We start from the raw sequence: 17,855 nt of genomic DNA, 5'->3' as shown, positions 1-17,855 counted from the left end.
CTACTCCTTAACTTGGCGACGAGTTTCATAATCGAGACCGCCTTCTACAGCCCATTCGGTAAATGAAACCAAGGAATGTTCCAGTTCGCGTGGTTGCCATTTATCGGTAAGGTAATCATCATTGGTGTAATATTCGAAAGCTCCACCTGTTGGGCTGTTGACATACCAAAAGTAAGCGGATGAGATAGGGTGGCGGCCTGGGCCAATAAAGGTGCTCCATTGGTGGCGGTTCATTGCCAGACCGCCGCCAATCACTTCATGGATATCACGAACCGTAAAAGCGACATGGTTGAGGCCGCTGCCACGATGAGGAAGTTTCAGCAAAAACAGGTTATGGTGGCAACCGTTTATTTGTGTCCGTAAAAAGACGGCACGGTCGATATAACGGTCAGAAACTTGAAAACCCAGTTTTTGGCAATAGAACGCTTCTGTAGAAGGTAAGTCATCCACAAAGAACACCACGTGACCGACGTTAATTGGCGTGGCTTTTTCGTAAACTGGGCTGGGTTTATCAATGCGGCGAATATCTCCCCATTGGTTGATAGCGGTGACATCTAATTCAACTGTTTTTTGTTTACTAATGGTGAAAGCGACTGTCATGCCATTTGGGTCACGGCACTGTGCGCCATCTGACGTCAGTTGAAAACCATCACAAGGCCTAATTTTCTCAATGATTTCCTTGAGTTTATCCGGGCTTTCAACTCCCCATGTGATGCGGCGCAGTGTTGAACCGGCTTCAAAAGGTGCGGGTAAATTTGGGTCTTGGTGGGAAAATAACTGTATTTCAGCACCCGATAAAGTGGTGAATAACGAGGCGTTATCAGAGGCTGCTTGGAGGCCAAAATCATGTAAAAATTTCTGGCTGCTAGGGATATCTTCAACACCAAATTCTAATTTTTCTATTCCAATCACTGACATTATAAAGTCCTCTATCGATTGGTGTTATTGCCAAAGGTTTTTTGGACAAAAAGAACCTGAGGCTTATGGCAATAAACCTAAAAATGTGTGGATGATATTCGGTTAACGCTAAACGGCTTTTGCTTGGCTCATGCCACCTATAAATTCAGTGAGTTTTTGGGCTGCATAGCTCACTTCATTTTGTAGTCGCCGGCACTCTTGTGCAGGGATGCTATTCATTGGCACCATGATGCTAATCACCGCTTCGACGCCATTCGCTTGGTTATAAACAGGGTAAACAATGGATGATATTCCTCGACGATAAAATGATTCACCAATCACATAGCCTCGCAGTTTGTCAGCTTGGATCATTTGCCAAAACTCCTGCTTGCTGCCTGCGTTGTCGGGGAGCTCATCGTCTGGGTAAAGCGCATCGAATTCAGCGCGAGTTAACCCACTGAGCAGCATGCGACCGAGTGAGGTTCGATGGGCTAATAAACGCGTGCCTACGCTAACATGGTTAATTTTTGATTCTGCGCCACTGACTCTGGCGATGTAAATAATGTCACGGCCATCTCGAATGACTAAATGGCTGTTACATTGGCTTCGGTCTCTGAGTTGCTCGATAATGGGCTGGCCTAACTGGGTTAAATCGAGTGATGCAATATAGCCAAGACCAAGGCTGAGTACTTTGCGGCCTAATGAAAATGCCCCAGTACGTGGGTGTTGGACGAGGAAATCCAAGTGCACTAAGGTTTGGATCGCACGGTAAGCCGTTGCTTTGGGCATATCGACTAAGCGAAGGATCTCTGCAAATGTGAGCTCACGGTGCTGTTCTGCAAGTAGCAGAAGAAGCTGTAGCCCTTTTTCCAAACCGGGTACCAGATATTTACATGTTGAATTCATGGTCCTCACCTCTTTACCTACTGAATGGTGAAATTAGTTAAAAATAAAGCCACCATTAACTGGGATTAGCTGTCCTGTAACAAAATCAGCCATAGGAGAAAGCAAGTACAAAGCGGTTCCTGTAACGTCTTCGGGCATTTGCTCCCCTTGTAATGCTCTGCCATTTTCATATAGCTGGTGGCGCTCGGTTGGAACGTATTCGGTCGCTTCGACTTTTGTGAGCCCGGGGGCAATCGCATTGACGCAAATTCGATGAGTGCCAAGTTCACGCGCCATTGAGCGGGTCATACTGATGATCGCCCCTTTACTGGCGACATAGGCCATCAGCTTGGGAGCTCCCCAAAGCGCGGTGTCAGAAGCAATATTGATAATTTTCCCGCGGGAGCTCTGTTTTAAAAAGGGGAGGGCGGCTTTGGTGACTAGCCACGTTCCTCTGACATTGACGGTCATAACCTTATCCCATAGCGCCAAGTCATATTCATCGAGCAGCTTTCCACCCACTCCGGTTGCCAGAGCCGCATTATTAATCAGCCCATCAATTGCACCTTGTTGACCAATACTGTCGAATGCATGAGTGATTGAGTCAGGATCCGCTAAGTCGAGAGAAACACCTTGGGCTTCAAACCCTTGTTGTTGTAGGGACTCGACACTTTCTTGTAATCGCTGTTCGAGGATGTCACACAAGATAACTTGAGCGCCTTGCTCTGCGGCGGCTTGTGCAAAGCTAAAGCCCAGTCCCCTTGCGGCACCAGTGATCACAAGGCGTTTTCCTGCCAAAACATCACGCATTTTCAGTTTCCTTATTGTGGATTAAGTCAAACTGTTTCTTCGCTTCACGTTGCATAATGCGACGTAGGCGAGATAACCCCACATCGTGTTGATAAAGAAACTCTTTATCCCGTGCATTTGGTGTGAGGTTTTCCAAAATAATGCGATCTTGCTCTAGGACATCCCAATGTAGCCCTTCTAGGCGGTTGCGGTACATAAAGCGCCATAAATCACGTTGCCAGTCTTTTACTTTGCGAATACGCCAAAAGAAAACACGCGTGTGGTGACGGTCTTCAGGAACGACCATGCCGATAATCCAAAAGTGCCCACCAGGACCGAAGCGTTTTTGATATGGGATAGATAAACGTAGCCAATTTGCACCCGTGCTCGCGAATTCCACCCAGTCAAAGTTGACACCAATTTGGTCATTTTTACGGAAAATAAACCCACTTTTTGTTGCTTCTAGGATCATTTCTGATTGTTTATCACCTTCTGCCATTGAGTGTGATGATGAATGGAGATAGGTGCCATGCATTGGGTCCATCACGTTTTCTAATGCATATTGGTAATTGCATTTCCACGATGCGGTGCAGAGGAAATTGCTGTGGTTTTCGTCATCAGCTAACTCTTCAGGAAACTCAAGGGCTGGGGGTGTTTCACCGTCAACTACCGCAAAATAGAGGAAGATAGCGCCATGAATTTCTTGAACGGGATAGGTTTTTAAACATTTTTGACCTTCAAGAGGGCATTGGCTGACCGCTGGGACATCTTTAACGACACCATCACCACCGACTTCGACACCGTGGTACCAGCAGGCAATACGTTCACCTAGGTTCCAACCCATTGATAAACGGGCTCCGCGGTGAGGGCATCTGTCTTCTAGTGCGTGAATTTGTCCTTTATCGTCACGCCAAAGGACAATTTGTTCTTCTAAACGGGTAATACCGATGGGGTCGCTACTCACTTCCCAACTGGATAATACGGGGTACCATTGCCCTCGTAACCCGACATCGAGATAATCTTGATAGTTTTGAATTTGTGTATTCGTTGTCATCATTTGCTTCCGTTTATCAAAAGTGTTTTTGTTTTATTTTCTTTTTATGACAATGTGTTAGTAACCATTGACAAGAAGAAATTCGCGGAAACTGCTGGTAGACCAAGGTTGCCCTTGTCGGTCATATAATTGTTGTTGATTTAATGCGCTAACTAATTCTTCAAGTGATTCAGTGCCTGCGGCGAATAGCGTTTCCAGTGCAAAAATAAGCTTATTTTCATATTCATCAGGGATGCGTGAACGTGTTTGCCAAACGATATTCGGTGCACTTCCCGGTGCTTGAATACTGCCTTTACCGCCTTCTCGCGCCGGGATGATTTGGTTATTCGCCGGCAAATACGGATTAAAATTTTGAATGGGTTCCATTCCTACTCCTCAATCAAACTGATTTCGATTTGGTTGTCGTGAATGCGTGTTTGGTAGGTTTTGAGATCTCGCCCACCAGGTTCGCGTAAACATTTACCTGTTTTAATATCAAAAACGGCTTCATGTAATGGGCATTCCACTTTGCCATCTTCAACAAAACCTTGGCTTAACAGAGCGTAGGCATGTGGACAAACATCTTCTAAGGCATAATATTGGTCTTCAACTAAGAAGATCCCAATTTCGGCATCATCAACTTTGGCGGAAAAAGGAAATTCTTCTTGAACTTGTGAGATATCGCAGACAGCAACCCAGCTCATGGTTTTCTCCTTTTGAATGTGTTGTAACATTTTGTTTCATAGGTGAAACATTGTTTTTTATTTAAAACCAGATTAATTGTATGGATGATTATTAGTCAATCGAATGTTGACTATATGTAAAATATTCGTTTCAAAATGTGGGGTGTGTCGAGGTTATGATGGAGTTTGGTTTCATATGAGAAACCAGTTAACGTGAGGTATTAAGTTCGTCACTCATATTTGGTGTAGAAAATAAAAACAGTTGAAGGCTAGTCATACCAATAAAATAGCCCTCAAGAGCGGATAAGCTATCGAGGGCGTATTCGGTTAAATAAGTTAAATTTAAGGTTTACTCGAGGTTTTCACCATTAGAAGCGATGACTCGCTGATACCAATAGAAAGAGTCTTTCGGTATACGTTTTAAAGAACCATTACCCTCATCATCTTGTTCTACATAGATAAAGCCATAACGTTTGGTCATTTGTGAGGTACCGCAGCTGATCAGGTCAATACAGCCCCAAGTGGTATATCCTATTAAATCCACACCATCACGAATGGCTTCTTTCATGGCAATAACGTGTTCTTTAATATACTCAATACGATATGGGTCAGAAACAGTGCCATCTGGGTTTAGCGTGTCACGTGCGCCTAAGCCATTTTCGACGACAAACAGAGGAACACCGTAGCGATCCCACAGTTTATTCAGGGTAATGCGAAGGCCTGTTGGGTCAATCGGCCAACCCCACTCGGATTGTGTTAAGAATGGGTTTTTGATTTTACTGACTAAGTGACCTGATAACTCTTTCGCGTCTGGCCCACCTTTAGTGACATAGGTCATGTAATAGCTGAGCGAAATAAAATCTGCAATTCCTTCTTTTAATACTTTAAAATCTTCCGGTTCAACTTGAATATTAATATTATTTTCTTCGAAATAACGTAGCATGTAAGCAGGATATTCCCCACGAACACTAACATCAGGGTAGAATAGGTTGATTTGGTCTTCTTTTAACGCCTGTAGCTGGTCTTCTGGGTTGCAACTTTCAGCGTAAGTTTCTAAGCGGCAAATCATGCAGCCAATTTTGGCGTTAGGCATCATTTGTTTACCCAGTTTGATAGAAATTGCACTGGCAACAAACTGGTTATGCGACGCTTGGTATGCGGCTTCTTCAACATTTTTAACGGTATCAGGTAATGTACCTGCACCCGTATATAAGCTGTTCAGGTTCATGTTCATTTCATTGAACGTGATCCAATATTTTACTTTTGATTCATATCGCTTATAACAAGTAGTTGCGAATTTTACGAATAAATCAATTAGGCGGCGATCTTGCCAGCCATTGAATTTTTGTGTCAGTGTTAATGGCATTTCATAGTGAGAAAGTGTCACCAGTGGTTCAATGCCATATTTTGCTAACTCATCAAATACGCGGTCGTAAAAGGCTAAACCGTCTTCATTTGGCTGCTCATCAATTCCATTTGGAAAAATGCGTGCCCAAGAAATAGATAAACGGAATACTTTGAAACCCATTTCAGCAAATAATGCGATATCTTCTTCATAACGGTGATAAAAGTCGATTCCCCAGCGTTTCGGGAATAATGCTTTACACTCGGGTTTTAAATATTCTTCCAACTCTTTTGAGGTAACGTTAAACGTAAAGTTATTGACGGAACCATCTGCATAAGGGTCTTTATAGGCGGCAACGTCTGAAGTTGATAATCCTTTACCACCTTGGTCAAAAGCGCCTTCGATTTGGTTAGCCGCTGTTGCGCCGCCCCATAAGAAACCTTTGGGAAAACCGATTGTGCTAATGTTTTTGGTATCTAATTTCATAATATCCTCTTACTGAATCAATTAACGGTGAGCAGTGTTGTGGTATTACTTGTGACATGTTTCTGATTTGTCACCTGTAATTCACTGAACTCGTCAAAGTTGGTTATCAAAACTGGGGTGATTGTTGATAATGAATGTTTAGTTATATTTTCAATATCGAACTCGATGAGTAGGTCTCCAGCTTTAACGCTGTCTTTTTCATTAACATGGAGAATGAAACCTTCACCATTTAATGAAACGGTATCGATACCTACATGAATTAGGATGTCTAACCCCTCATGGGTAGTTAGACCGATGGCATGTTTGCTCGGGGTGACCATGGAAATAATGCCATCCGTGGGAGCATAAACTTTGTTATCTGAAGGAAGGATGGCAATACCATCTCCAATGATTTTATTGGCAAAAACAGTATCTGGGACTTGTTCTAGTGCCAGTGTTTCCCCTGAAATTGGCGCGAATAAATTAAGATTGATTAATTTTTTATCGTTTTGAGCGTGTGTTGATAGAGTATTTTCTTCGCTATTATTCTTATTTGACGAAACTAGGTTATGAGGTGAAGTCGGCTCTTTATTTGGAGAGAGTCCCGTTTCATCAAGTTTTAATGAAAGTGTAATAATAAATGCTAAAGAAAAACTGACGATGACAGCGAGACAAACAAACAGGAAGTTATTGGTTCCCGCTTCAACATAAGTGGGTAAGGCCGTAATTCCAGGAATACTAAAAGCAAACGCTTTGACTGCAAATGTACCGATAATTCCGCCTCCCACGGCTCCTCCAATTAATGCCGCATAAAATGGTTTTTTCAAACGCATGGTAACGCCATAAATTGCAGGCTCTGTAATACCAAAAACCGCAGAAAGGGATGAGGAGTAAGCGATGGACTTTAATTTAGTATTTTTGCTCTTAATCGCGACAGCTAATGTTGCTCCTGCTTGTGCGAGGTTGCTGGATAAACTAATTGGTAATAAGACAAAGTCATAACCCAATGTTTTAAAATTAGAAAATGTGGCAGGGAAAAAGGCATAATGCATCCCTGTGATCACTAGCAGTGATAGGCATCCTCCCATGATGAAACCAGCGATAGGGCCTGCAACATCAAATAAATATGAGAATGTTTGTTGTAAATATTCGCCAACGTAGTAGCCCAACGGTGCTAATAATGACAAAGTGATAATCGAAGAGATAATTAAAACAAGTAGTGGCGCAAAAATAATTTTTACACTAGCAGGGATTATTTTTTCAACCCATTTGCTAATATAGCTTAATAACCATACACCTAAAATAATCGGAATAACGGTGAAGTTATAAGTAATGTTAGGGATATTAATGCCAAAGAAAGACATTGTGGGCTCGCCTTGAAACATCGGGTAAACAAGGATGAATGCCAATGTGACGGCGATATACTCATTAGTTTTAAATTTTTTAGCGACAGAAAATGCAAGTAAAATAGGTAAAAAGTAAAATGCTGAATCAGAAATTGTATAGAGAATTCGGTATTCTGAACTACCATTAGGTATAAAGCCAAAAATATCAAAAAGCGCAAGTAATCCCTTCAATAACCCGGTTCCAATAATAGCGGGTAAAATAGGGGTAAAAATGCCTGAAAGAAAATCAAAAAAGGTATTAATAATATTTTGTTTCGGTTCTACTATTTCTTCTTGCTGAGTTTCTTCGAGCGGAGAGCCATTTGGCTCAACGATTTTATGTAGCTCGGTAAAGACGTGGGTGACGTGGCTTCCCAATATGACTTGCAGTTGATTACCTTGGAAGTTAACGCCCAATACCCAAGGGATATCACGTAATTTTTCAACCTCGACAAGATCATTATTGTGCAGGTTAAACCGCAAGCGTGTAATACAATGCCAATGCTGACTAATATTTTTTTGACCACCAATAAGCGTGATGATCTGTTCTGCAACTTGTCTACTTTCCATAAGTATACCTATAAAAAAACCTGAACAATGCCCCCCGAAATTAATTGGAAGTATTGTTCAGGTTAATGCCTAGTCTTGCCAGTTACACACCTGTTATATTTCAAGCTTAAGTTTATGCCTGACTCATTTTATTTTTACAAACAACCTAATGAGTAATGCTAATTTCTATCATTTTTTACAAATAATAATGAATTTTATCGTTCGTTCTGAAAAAACATTATTATTTATAATCATTACTATTTATAAAGTCGTTGTCTGCACCTCAAAATTTAGGAATAAAAAAACCTGAAACCATTGAATTAATTAAATTCAATCTGTTTCAGGTTATTGCCTAGTCTAGCTAGTTACAGACCTACCATTACGTTATAAGATTTTTATGAATGAAAGACAATCGTTGATTAATAAATTTGTGATCCGTGCGACAGAGATGCGCTTATATCTAAGCTTAAATTTCTCTTACAATTTAATTGTGAAGGTATTATTTACAACGAGTCGATGACTAAAACCATTCCTCTAAACTAAAAGCATTCCTCTAAAATAATTAGGAGTTTCTACTCAGCTATTGATCACAAAAAGCACCGATGTATCTTGCTTTTTAAAAGGAGAAAAGATATATCTACAGGTAATTGGTGTGTTACTAGCTCGACTAGGCAAAAACCTGAAGAGGCTGAAGTTTACTTCATGTCATTTCAGGTTTTTTGCATTTATAACTTATAAAAATGGAAGTACTCTATATGTATATAATAAAAAAAGTTATAAATAATAATGTGATACTTGTGGATAATGATGCCCAACAAGAATTCGTTATAATTGGTAAAGGAATTGGATTTAATTCAAAGGCAGGTCAAAACTACCACTGTACTGAGGGGGATGAGCTTTTTAGTAAGCCCCATGACTATGATATTCATAATTTTGTCGATAATATTCCGATTGGGATAATAAAGCTAACACTTGAAGTGATTAATAAATGTAAACCGATTTTAAATGCAAAATTAAGTGACAGTTTAGTCATTACATTATCTGAACATATTACATTTGCTATTGAGCGAAGTAAAAATAGAGAAATGAGTATTTCTCTCTATGAAGTTCCCTATCTTTATCACCTTGAATTTATTGCAGGGAAAGTGGCCGTTGATTATATTAATGAAAAGCTAGGGGTTAGCCTACCACCGGGTGAAGCATCGTTAATTGCGCTACATTTTGTCAATGCGAAGTTAAATAATAAAAGCGTAGGGGATACGTTAAAATTCACGCAAACGGTTTATAAGATTGTTAATATCATAAATTATTCTTTTCATATTCAAGTTAATACCGATGCCGATAGCTTTTCTCGGTTTATTAACCATCTAAAGTATTTATTGATCCGCTGCCAAGCAAATCATGACAAAAGTAGCCAATTTAATTCGGTACTTGAGGAACTCGTTGAAAAGGAATTACTGAAAAATTTTGCCTGTGCAAAAAAAATAGCTGCATTGATACAGTCTGAATATGCTATTCCTGTCTCTCGTGAGGAAATTATCTATTTAGCATTACACATAGAAAGGCTGCTACATTCAGTTTGAACGTTACTTTAACATTTTTTTAGTATAGGTGTGTAACTGGCAAGGCTAGGCATTAACCTACGTCATATTCTCCCACTGTAAAATACTGTGTTGCTATTTTAAATGGGAATAGAAAAGGAAAATCGTATGGCTGTAAAATTAATTGCTATCGACCTTGATGGCACGCTATTAAATACTCATCATCAAATCAGCGATAATATTAAATCAGTTCTTCAACAAGCACAGAAAAACAACATACAGATCATTCTAGCTTCTGGCCGACCTTATTCAGGTATTCAACCCTATTTACAACAGTTGGGCTTGGATAAGCCAGGAAACTACTGCATTAGTAATAATGGTAGCGTTATTCATGATGCTTCAAATGGTAATCATCTTATCGATTTTTTATTAGATATTGATGACTATAAGAAAATTTATGCTCAAACGGAAGAATTAGCCCTTTCTTTACATGCTCTCGGTGATAATAAAATTTTTACTGCAAATAAAATTATTGGTTTTTATACGACACATGAAGCTTATCTTTCGAATACATTAATCCATTATGTACCAATGAATGAGATGCCCTCAGATATTTTATTTACGAAATTAATGATTTCTTCTGAAGAAAACTATTTATCTAGTGTTATCAAAAAGATACCATCCAATTATTTTCAGCAATATACATTAGTTAGAAGCACGCCTTATTTTTTAGAAGTTTTAAATAAAAATGCAAATAAAGGGCTAGCAATCCAAGCACTTGCACAACAATTAGATTTATATAAACACGAAATCATGTGCATTGGTGACCAAAATAATGATTTGCCTATGTTTGATGTCTCAGGAATTTGTATTGCAATGGAGAATGCAACGGAAGAATTAAGGCAGCGTGCTACGGGGGTTACGAGTTGTAATGATTCTGATGGCGTCGCTAAGGCGATTGAGAAATACGCATTATAAGAGCGCCTAAAGATAAGTAAGTCGTTAAAAAACCCAGTAACGCTTACTGGGTTTTTTGTCTAATACATAGAACGAGGGGATTAGTTTTTTTGTAATCCTTCTAAAATAGCTTTCATTTTTCCTAAAGAGTGAGAAAGGTGAATTTTATAGGAATCACAAAAATAATTTTTCTTTGGTAACCTTTTTGAATCAAGTAAAAAACGATGTTTTGGGCAGCCGCCGTGACATAACGGTTTAAATTCACAGGGTAGGCAGTCTGCGCTAATCTTTTCTTTTTTAAGTGATGAAAAGCGTTGATGATTATCTGATTTCAACATATTAGAGACTGCATCTACCATTAAATTGCCGATTTTATTCTCAGGGTAAACAAAGTGGTCACAAGAATATAGATCGCCATTTGCTTCTAAAACTAAATTAGCTCCACAGCTTTCACTGGTTACACAGCTACTCGGCAAACCAAGGCTTTGGCTCATGGTCTGCTCAAAATTCATGACAAATACCTTACCAATATCGTTCTCTTGCCAATGGTCAAAAATATCATTAAGAAATTGGCCATATTTTATTGCATCGACGGACCAGTCCGTGACCTTTGCTGTTCCATTAAATTCAGGGGAAATTAATGATAACCCCTCCGTTGTTGCTTGCTGTGCTTGACGTTCAACGACAGGAATAAACTGCATATAATAACTACCAATACTTTTTAAAAATTCATAAATTTCAATCGGCTTATCTACATTGAAATTATTGACGACCGTTAGTGTATTAAAATCAACTTGGTATTTTTTAAGCAGTTCAATACTGGCAAGTAAGCGGTCAAAGGTGCTTTTTCCTGAACGAGTTAAACGATATTCGTCGTTAAAAGAACGGTCACCATCGATTGACACCCCTAATAGAAAATGATGCCTTTTAAAAAATTGGCACCAATCATCATCAAGGTTGAGTGCATTAGTTTGAAATGAATTAGTAATCTTTTTCTTGCCTGCATATTTTTGCTGCAGTGCGACGGCATTTTTATAGAAGCCTAACCCGAGGAGAGTGGGTTCTCCACCTTGCCAAACAAATTCAACAACATCAGCAGGTTGTTGCTCTATATTGGTGTGAATATACTGTTCTAAAACCTCGTCACTCATTCGCCATTGATTTTTTCTATTTGGGTACAGTTTCGATTTCTCTAAATAGAAGCAATAAGTACAATCAATATTGCATACTGAACCTGAAGGCTTTGCCATCAATTGAAAATTTGGGTTTGTATTGCTCATACTTATGCCTCTATTTATTAGAATTGTAATCCTATTTTATATTAAGGATTTTTTGATACTCTTTAACTTTTTCATCTGGGGCATTCCAGTTACCATCAAATATAGTATAAGTAATGTAACCTTTATCAAGGTATCCTGTATCAGAATCATCATTTCTTATTTTTAATGCTTCTGGATTAATAATTTGTTTTGCTTTTCCTTCCGGTGTTATTTCATATAAAATTTGTGGGGATACGGCATATTCATTCTCCACAAATTTAATACCTTTAATTTTATCTTTAGCTAAAGCGGGATAATTTATACTGAGCCCTGATTTTGCCGGAAGTATGGCTTGCCCTGAAACCCAATTTTTATTTAGGTCATCAACTAGCTCAACAACATAAGTAACAGAATCAGGCCAATACTTATGGGTACTTGGCCAGCCAGATTTCATTTCCTCTTCAGTCATAATATAGCCAATACTGGCGGCTATCGCTGGGTAGCCAAGACGTACAGCACGTGCAGCAGCTGAAACTGTTCCTGAATTAAGTTGTGACGTTCCGGTGTTTGGACCATCGTTGACCCCTGAAATGACAAGGTCTGGTGGTGTTTCCCGTAATAACCCCTGTAAACCGAAATCGAGAGAATCAGCCGGTGTACCAGGAAAACAATAAGTACGCTCATCGACTTTTTTAACATCGAATTCTTTCCCTGCTTTGAATGTAATAGCCGTCCCTATTCCACTTTGATTTGTTGCTGGGCCGACAAGCCAAACATCATAGCCTTTAGAATCTAATTGTGACTTTAATTCAGTGATACCAAATGCATCACAACCATCATCATTAACCAATAAAATTCGCATTTTTTCTGTGGATGCTTGGGCTTGAAGTCCAAATAGTGCGAGTAAACTGACAGCTAAAATAGTTTTTTTCATTTTTCATCTCTACACATGATTAGTGGTATTAAAATATATTGAATTTATAGTCAAAAATAATATCTACTGCGATGGAATTTCTTTTAATATAATGACCATTATTATCAAAGGCGGGTTGTATTCGATTCCCTTCTGTTTGATATAACCAAGCTTTGGTTAATTTAGTAAACATTGTGAAATTTTTTAACCGTGGATCACTTGGTTGCCATGCATTGATAAGGTTAATTTCTCCTGTTTTAATTTTGTTATTTTTAAAATCGAACTGGCCATAATTTAATTGTATTGCGGAATAAAAGTCTTCAGCATATTTATAGTCAATCAATCCTGTGAGAGCGAGCTCTCCGTCACGTTGATAATGATAGGCTGCGGAAGACATTGGGTCTAAACGCCAGCGAACGTTTTTAACAGGATGTCGGTCAAAGTAACCGAGTGACCCATCATTTTTAGCGGCATCGGTGTACCCAATACCCACTTTCATTCCTAGGGCATCATATTGCCATTTGGCCGTACCTTCATATACCCATGAGCTGCCATTTGCAGCCTGCCGTGAGGAAGGCATATTTTTATACATTTCCTGAGGAATATTACCAACGGCTCGAAAACCGAGTGTAATATCTGAACGTGGCATGTAGTTAAAATCAATGAAATGGCGATCGATATAATCTTTTGCATATCCGTAATTGTAGGTTGCATTTAAGGTTTTTGTTTTATAATTAAGCCCCCCTGCTGCTATATATTCAACTGCTTCATTGCTCTTACTGCGTAGCTTTTCTTTGTTAGGGGAAGCTCGCTCCATTACACTATCAATATATAATGTATCAATTGAGATATCATAATATTTTAACGTACCTGTATAGCCTAAATAGCTATTTTCCGATGATTCATAAGAGTTTTTTAATACAGTATATTTCCCCGGTGCTTGCCAGCCATATTTAGCTTTAAAGCTTAATTCTTTATCGTCACCTAATTGTAATTTAATATTACGTTTATTAAATTTTTTGAAGCTTTCAGCATTTGAAGATTTAAATCCAGAACCATCGTTCCATAATAAATCCCTACTTGCAAAGTAATCACTGGCTCCTAATTTAGCTACATAAGTATAAGAAACGTCAAAACCCAGAGTTTCTTTCCATAAACCTGATTGATAATTTAATCCAATCGTTTGTGCCCATGCAGTATGGATATAGGTTGGCCCAACTTCATTTTCGTTTAAATATTTTAATCTATTTCTGAGAAATAAATCCATTTTACTGTCTTTGATTAACGATTCATTACTTAGGCTATCAATAAATTTATATTCTCTAGCATCTACAATAGAAGAGAATAATATTGGGATGAGCATTGACCCTTTCAGATATTTTAGTAGTCTAACTTTTTTCATATACCAACCTTTATTCTTGATTATTAGCAATATTATTTTAATTGTTACTTTTTATGGTTTTAATTTTATTGGGTTACTGAGCAAGAAGATTAGGCAAAAAAAAACCTGAATTTTTATACGATTTGATAAAACGTATAAAAATTCAGGTTCTTGCCTAGTCAAGCTAGTAACACACCAATTGCTACATATTTAAAACGGGTTTATTTTTTATTACAATATATAATGATTGAAATTGTGAGCTACCACTGATTTTAATAAATAGAGCTCCTGAAGTAAATAAAATAGATATGAGTTAAATTAATTACAACTCTATGAATTTATTTAATTATAAGAATTTAATGGATGTAATAGTTTTGATGCTGTTCACAAATATATAAATAATAGATTGTGAATTTAATTTATTTTGATTAGATAGTGGCATTCTGGGTGTGTTACTAGTTTGACTAGGCAAAAACCTGAGACTTATAGCATTGGATGTTATAGGTCTCAGGTTTTTTTGTTTTTGTCCTTTTAATCCGAATGTGAGTTGTTTTTTACTAACTCGTATTTTATAAGTGAGGCACTATGTCTAATAAAGAGCGGTCGAATAAAGAAACAAGAAAAACTAAAAAACGGTATTTTTTACAATTACCACACAAGCCAAACCCGCTTAGACAGTGTATGAGTACAGCATTAAGTGGCGCATTGATGCTATCGGCATCTTTTGCTACACATGCCGCAGCTGAAAATACTGCGTCGAATATAAAGCCACCGAACGTGATCTTAATTGTGCTTGATGATGTTGGTTTTGCTGATTTTGGATCTTTTGGTTCAGAGATCAAAACACCAAATATTGATGCACTGGCAGAATCCGGGGTGCGTTATAACCGCTTTGATACAAGTGCGATTAGTGCGCCAACTCGCGCGGCTATCGTTACAGGACGAAACAATCAAACTGTCAATATGGAAGATTTGCCACCGGATAATGTGAATGCGCCATCGAAAGAAACACCTCATGGTACAGGGCCAGCAACGAGTGGGGAAATACCTGAAAATGCACAAAATATTGCTCAAGCCTTGAAATCTGCAGGTTATGATACTTATGCGTTGGGCAAATGGCATTTGGCACCAAATTATAAAGATGATTTAGCTCGTAATCAGAGCTTTTGGCCAAGACAGCGTGGATTTGATTATTTCTATGGTTTTTTAAGCGGTCATACCAACCAATATAAACCTGCATTAGTCGAAAATAACCAAAAAATTACCCCGCCTAATCATCCTGAATATCATTTATCGGTTGATTTAGTCGACCATGCGATTAAGCGTATTGATCAGAAATCAGAACAACCGAAATTTATTTATTTGGCTTTAGGCGCAGCTCATTCGCCTTATCATGTGCCGCAATCTTATATTAAAAATTACAGTGGCAAATATGATCAAGGCTGGGATCAACTGCGCTTAGATAGGTTTGAAAAACAGAAGAAGTTAGGCATTATTCCACAAAATACCCTTTTACCGGTAAGGGAGAAAGGAGACGCAGCTTGGGATTCACTCGATACTGAGCAGAAAAAAGTGTATGCAAGGTTTATGGAAACCTATGCTGGTTTTATGACTCATACCGATGAACAAATTGGCCGTTTAGTCGACTACTTGAAAGAAACAGGCCAATATGATGATACGTTAATTATTTTATTGTCAGATAACGGCGCCGCGCCAGAAGGCGGGGTAAATGGTGGTTTTAGAACGGCATATATGGATAAAACAACGGTTAAAGAAATGTACGATAACCTTGATGATGCCGGTGGACCAAAAACGGACATGCTATATCAGCGCCCTTGGGCGTATGCGGGGGCAACACCCTTTAAGCGTTATAAACTGTGGCCTTATTTAGGTGGTGTTAGAACCCCTCTGATTGTGTCATGGCCTAGTCATATACAACAACCAAATAGTATTCGCTCTCAATATGTTAGTGTTATTGATATTGCCCCTACAATTTTAGAGGCGGCGGGAACGTCATTTGCAACAGAGGTTGATGGCGTAAAACAAATTCCTGTGGCCGGTAAATCTTTCTTAGAAACATTAAATTCGGATGACGCAAAAACCCGTGATGTGCAGTATTTTCAATTGCGTAGTCAGCGAGCTATTACTCAGGGTAACTGGAGAGCGGTCGCATTGCACCGTTATAACACCAGCTACAATGATGACCAATGGCAACTGTTTAATACAGCAGAAGATTTTTCTGAATCAACAGATTTAGCACAGAAATACCCAGAAAAATTGAAAGAATTACAGCAATTGTGGTGGGATGAAGCCAGAAAATATAGCGACCCAGCTGTCGTAGACCCTTCTGAATTCTTCTACAACTTTAATCGCATGGAAGATGGATTTATTAGTGATTAAATTTCACTGCTATTATTCTGTACGCTAATATTTGAATAAATAGATATAAAAAGGTATTGAATATCAATACCTTTTTATTATTGAAATACCTTATTTCACTTCAAAACGTTGTAAGTCTTTACTGACCGTTACTGGGCCTGAGTATTGTTTTCTTACTTCATCAATCCACACATCGTCGGTGATGGATGGGTCATCGGCAGGAACTAAGTGAGTTAGGACAAGGTGTTTTACATTGGCTTGTTGGGCTATTTTGCCAACATCTTCTGCGGTCGTATGGTGAGAAATAATCGCTTTTGCCAGCGTTGAGCCGTTGCCGATACGATTTGCTAAATTTTCCACCCCAGAAACTAAGACAACTTCACTGATTAAGTAGTCAGCATCTTTAGCAAATTCAATGATTTGGCTATTATCAATCATATCACCGGTAATAACGATAGTTTTTCCGCCAGATTGTATTTTATAAGCGAGGGCTTCGTCTGAGTTAAAAGGTGGGTGTGGAACAAATAAGGCACTAATTTCGATATCATCATTCTTGAGTACAGGCCCTTCTTGAATATCTTTTGCTGTAACCATTTGACGCAAATCAGGTTTACCTTCATCTTTAACGCGTAAATCAATATCGCGACTAAAAGTATCCCAAACACCTTTTGTCATACTTTCCGTTCCAACAGGGCCATAAACAGCGATATTATGGTTTAAACCGCTGTTCCAGGCATTTAACAGTAGGGCTGGATAATCGGCAACATGGTCACTGTGAAGGTGGGTAATAAAGATAGAATCAAGGTTTTTTAATGGGGCTTTTGATTGAACTAATCGCAAACTTGCTCCGTATCCTGCATCAAATAGGTATATTTTATCGTTCTTGATAAATGCTGTAGATTGCGGCAAACGTTTTTCATTTAATAAGGAAGGACCGCCTTTTGTTCCAAGCGTAATAATTTCATCTGCACTAGCTAGATGGCTAGCACCAAACAGCGCAGCACCGATAGAAAGAGAAACGAAAAGTTGTTTTAATTTCAAAATATCACCTATTTATATTATTAATAGATTGAGTTTTTTTATGAATAATATTCATTTATCCCAAGATGTTGCTATATTGTTAATATATGAATGAGTCTACGTTTATGTATGACGGGATACTATCGTTCTTATGGACTAGGTGAATGATTTAGAAAGGTTATTTATGTTGATTATAGAGAATAATTCTGAAAATAATTAATCAAATTGGCTATAATTCTAATATTATTTAATAGAGAAAGTTATATTGTTTACACATTCAAGTTAAATTGGATTTTAAGTTTATATTTAAGACTGTTTAGAATTCTTAATGAATAAATGATAGGCTCTATTTTTTAATGTAATCATTATTGTAT

The 17,855-nt window shown here is 38.4% G+C and carries 15 protein-coding genes; 3 read left to right on the top strand and 12 right to left on the bottom strand.

Translation table 11 applies throughout. The features are described from left to right. The 8 genes from PSE60_RS00850 to PSE60_RS00815 form a co-directional block, all read right to left on the bottom strand. The gene (locus PSE60_RS00850) at positions 1 to 918 is read right to left on the bottom strand and encodes a VOC family protein (protein ID WP_198635220.1); all 918 of its coding nucleotides are present in this window, start codon (positions 916 to 918) and stop codon (positions 1 to 3) included. A gap of 108 nt (positions 919 to 1,026) precedes the next feature. Beyond that, on the bottom strand, positions 1,027 to 1,803 hold the full coding sequence (locus PSE60_RS00845) for an IclR family transcriptional regulator (RefSeq protein WP_004908423.1): 777 nt from the start codon (positions 1,801 to 1,803) through the stop codon (positions 1,027 to 1,029). Between the two features lie 33 nt (positions 1,804 to 1,836). Next, a complete protein-coding gene (locus PSE60_RS00840; RefSeq protein WP_210835859.1) occupies positions 1,837 to 2,592 on the bottom strand; it encodes an SDR family oxidoreductase in 756 nt (251 codons plus the stop codon). Then, complete coding sequence (locus PSE60_RS00835) at positions 2,585 to 3,625, bottom strand: aromatic ring-hydroxylating oxygenase subunit alpha (RefSeq protein WP_272664332.1); 1,041 nt, start codon at positions 3,623 to 3,625, stop codon at positions 2,585 to 2,587. The genes PSE60_RS00840 and PSE60_RS00835 overlap by 8 nt, the downstream gene beginning before the upstream one ends. A 57-nt stretch (positions 3,626 to 3,682) precedes the next feature. After that, entirely contained in the window at positions 3,683 to 3,991 is a 309-nt protein-coding gene (locus PSE60_RS00830) for a recombinase-like helix-turn-helix domain-containing protein (protein WP_210835857.1), read from the bottom strand. A gap of 2 nt (positions 3,992 to 3,993) precedes the next feature. After that, positions 3,994 to 4,308, bottom strand: a complete 315-nt coding sequence (gene nirD, locus PSE60_RS00825) for a nitrite reductase small subunit NirD (RefSeq protein ID WP_210835855.1) — start codon at positions 4,306 to 4,308, stop codon at positions 3,994 to 3,996. 328 nt (positions 4,309 to 4,636) lie between these two features. After that, positions 4,637 to 6,118 carry a glycoside hydrolase family 1 protein gene (locus PSE60_RS00820; protein WP_272664313.1) on the bottom strand — a complete coding sequence of 494 codons (1,482 nt, stop codon included), beginning with the start codon at positions 6,116 to 6,118 and terminating at the stop codon, positions 4,637 to 4,639. Between the two features lie 17 nt (positions 6,119 to 6,135). Beyond that, a complete protein-coding gene (locus PSE60_RS00815) occupies positions 6,136 to 8,052 on the bottom strand; it encodes a beta-glucoside-specific PTS transporter subunit IIABC (protein ID WP_272664312.1) in 1,917 nt (638 codons plus the stop codon). A 734-nt stretch (positions 8,053 to 8,786) separates the two neighbouring features. Between PSE60_RS00815 and PSE60_RS00810 the strand changes: the two genes are divergently transcribed. Continuing rightward, positions 8,787 to 9,614 carry a PRD domain-containing protein gene (locus PSE60_RS00810; RefSeq protein ID WP_196718190.1) on the top strand — a complete coding sequence of 276 codons (828 nt, stop codon included), beginning with the start codon at positions 8,787 to 8,789 and terminating at the stop codon, positions 9,612 to 9,614. 126 nt (positions 9,615 to 9,740) lie between these two features. Continuing rightward, positions 9,741 to 10,550, top strand: coding sequence for a sugar-phosphatase (yidA, locus tag PSE60_RS00805; RefSeq protein ID WP_036958009.1), 810 nt, complete (start codon positions 9,741 to 9,743; stop codon positions 10,548 to 10,550). An 80-nt stretch (positions 10,551 to 10,630) separates the two neighbouring features. Here the strand turns inward: yidA and PSE60_RS00800 are convergent, their stop codons facing one another. From PSE60_RS00800 to PSE60_RS00790, 3 genes are read right to left on the bottom strand one after another with little or no spacing between them, the layout of a single operon-like run. Further along, a complete protein-coding gene (locus tag PSE60_RS00800; RefSeq protein WP_196718189.1) occupies positions 10,631 to 11,809 on the bottom strand; it encodes an anaerobic sulfatase maturase in 1,179 nt (392 codons plus the stop codon). A 31-nt stretch (positions 11,810 to 11,840) separates the two neighbouring features. Continuing rightward, positions 11,841 to 12,722: a 5'/3'-nucleotidase SurE gene (surE, locus tag PSE60_RS00795; RefSeq protein ID WP_272664311.1), complete on the bottom strand. Its 882-nt coding sequence runs from the start codon at positions 12,720 to 12,722 to the stop codon at positions 11,841 to 11,843. A 28-nt stretch (positions 12,723 to 12,750) separates the two neighbouring features. Beyond that, positions 12,751 to 14,103 (bottom strand): hypothetical protein, encoded by a 1,353-nt coding sequence (locus PSE60_RS00790; protein ID WP_196718187.1) that lies wholly within the window; start codon positions 14,101 to 14,103, stop codon positions 12,751 to 12,753. Positions 14,104 to 14,763: 660 nt separating this feature from the next. Between PSE60_RS00790 and PSE60_RS00785 the strand changes: the two genes are divergently transcribed. After that, the gene (locus PSE60_RS00785) at positions 14,764 to 16,482 is read left to right on the top strand and encodes an arylsulfatase (protein ID WP_231136910.1); all 1,719 of its coding nucleotides are present in this window, start codon (positions 14,764 to 14,766) and stop codon (positions 16,480 to 16,482) included. A 90-nt stretch (positions 16,483 to 16,572) separates the two neighbouring features. Here the strand turns inward: PSE60_RS00785 and PSE60_RS00780 are convergent, their stop codons facing one another. After that, positions 16,573 to 17,502 carry an MBL fold metallo-hydrolase gene (locus tag PSE60_RS00780; protein WP_196718185.1) on the bottom strand — a complete coding sequence of 310 codons (930 nt, stop codon included), beginning with the start codon at positions 17,500 to 17,502 and terminating at the stop codon, positions 16,573 to 16,575. Between the last annotated feature and the right edge of the window lie 353 nt (positions 17,503 to 17,855).

The sequence above is a fragment of the Providencia sp. PROV174 genome (assembly GCF_028480685.1).
Classification (GTDB): domain Bacteria; phylum Pseudomonadota; class Gammaproteobacteria; order Enterobacterales; family Enterobacteriaceae; genus Providencia; species Providencia rettgeri.
Note: the sequence above shows the minus strand (reverse complement) of the source record. Positions and strands in the feature narration are given on the sequence as shown.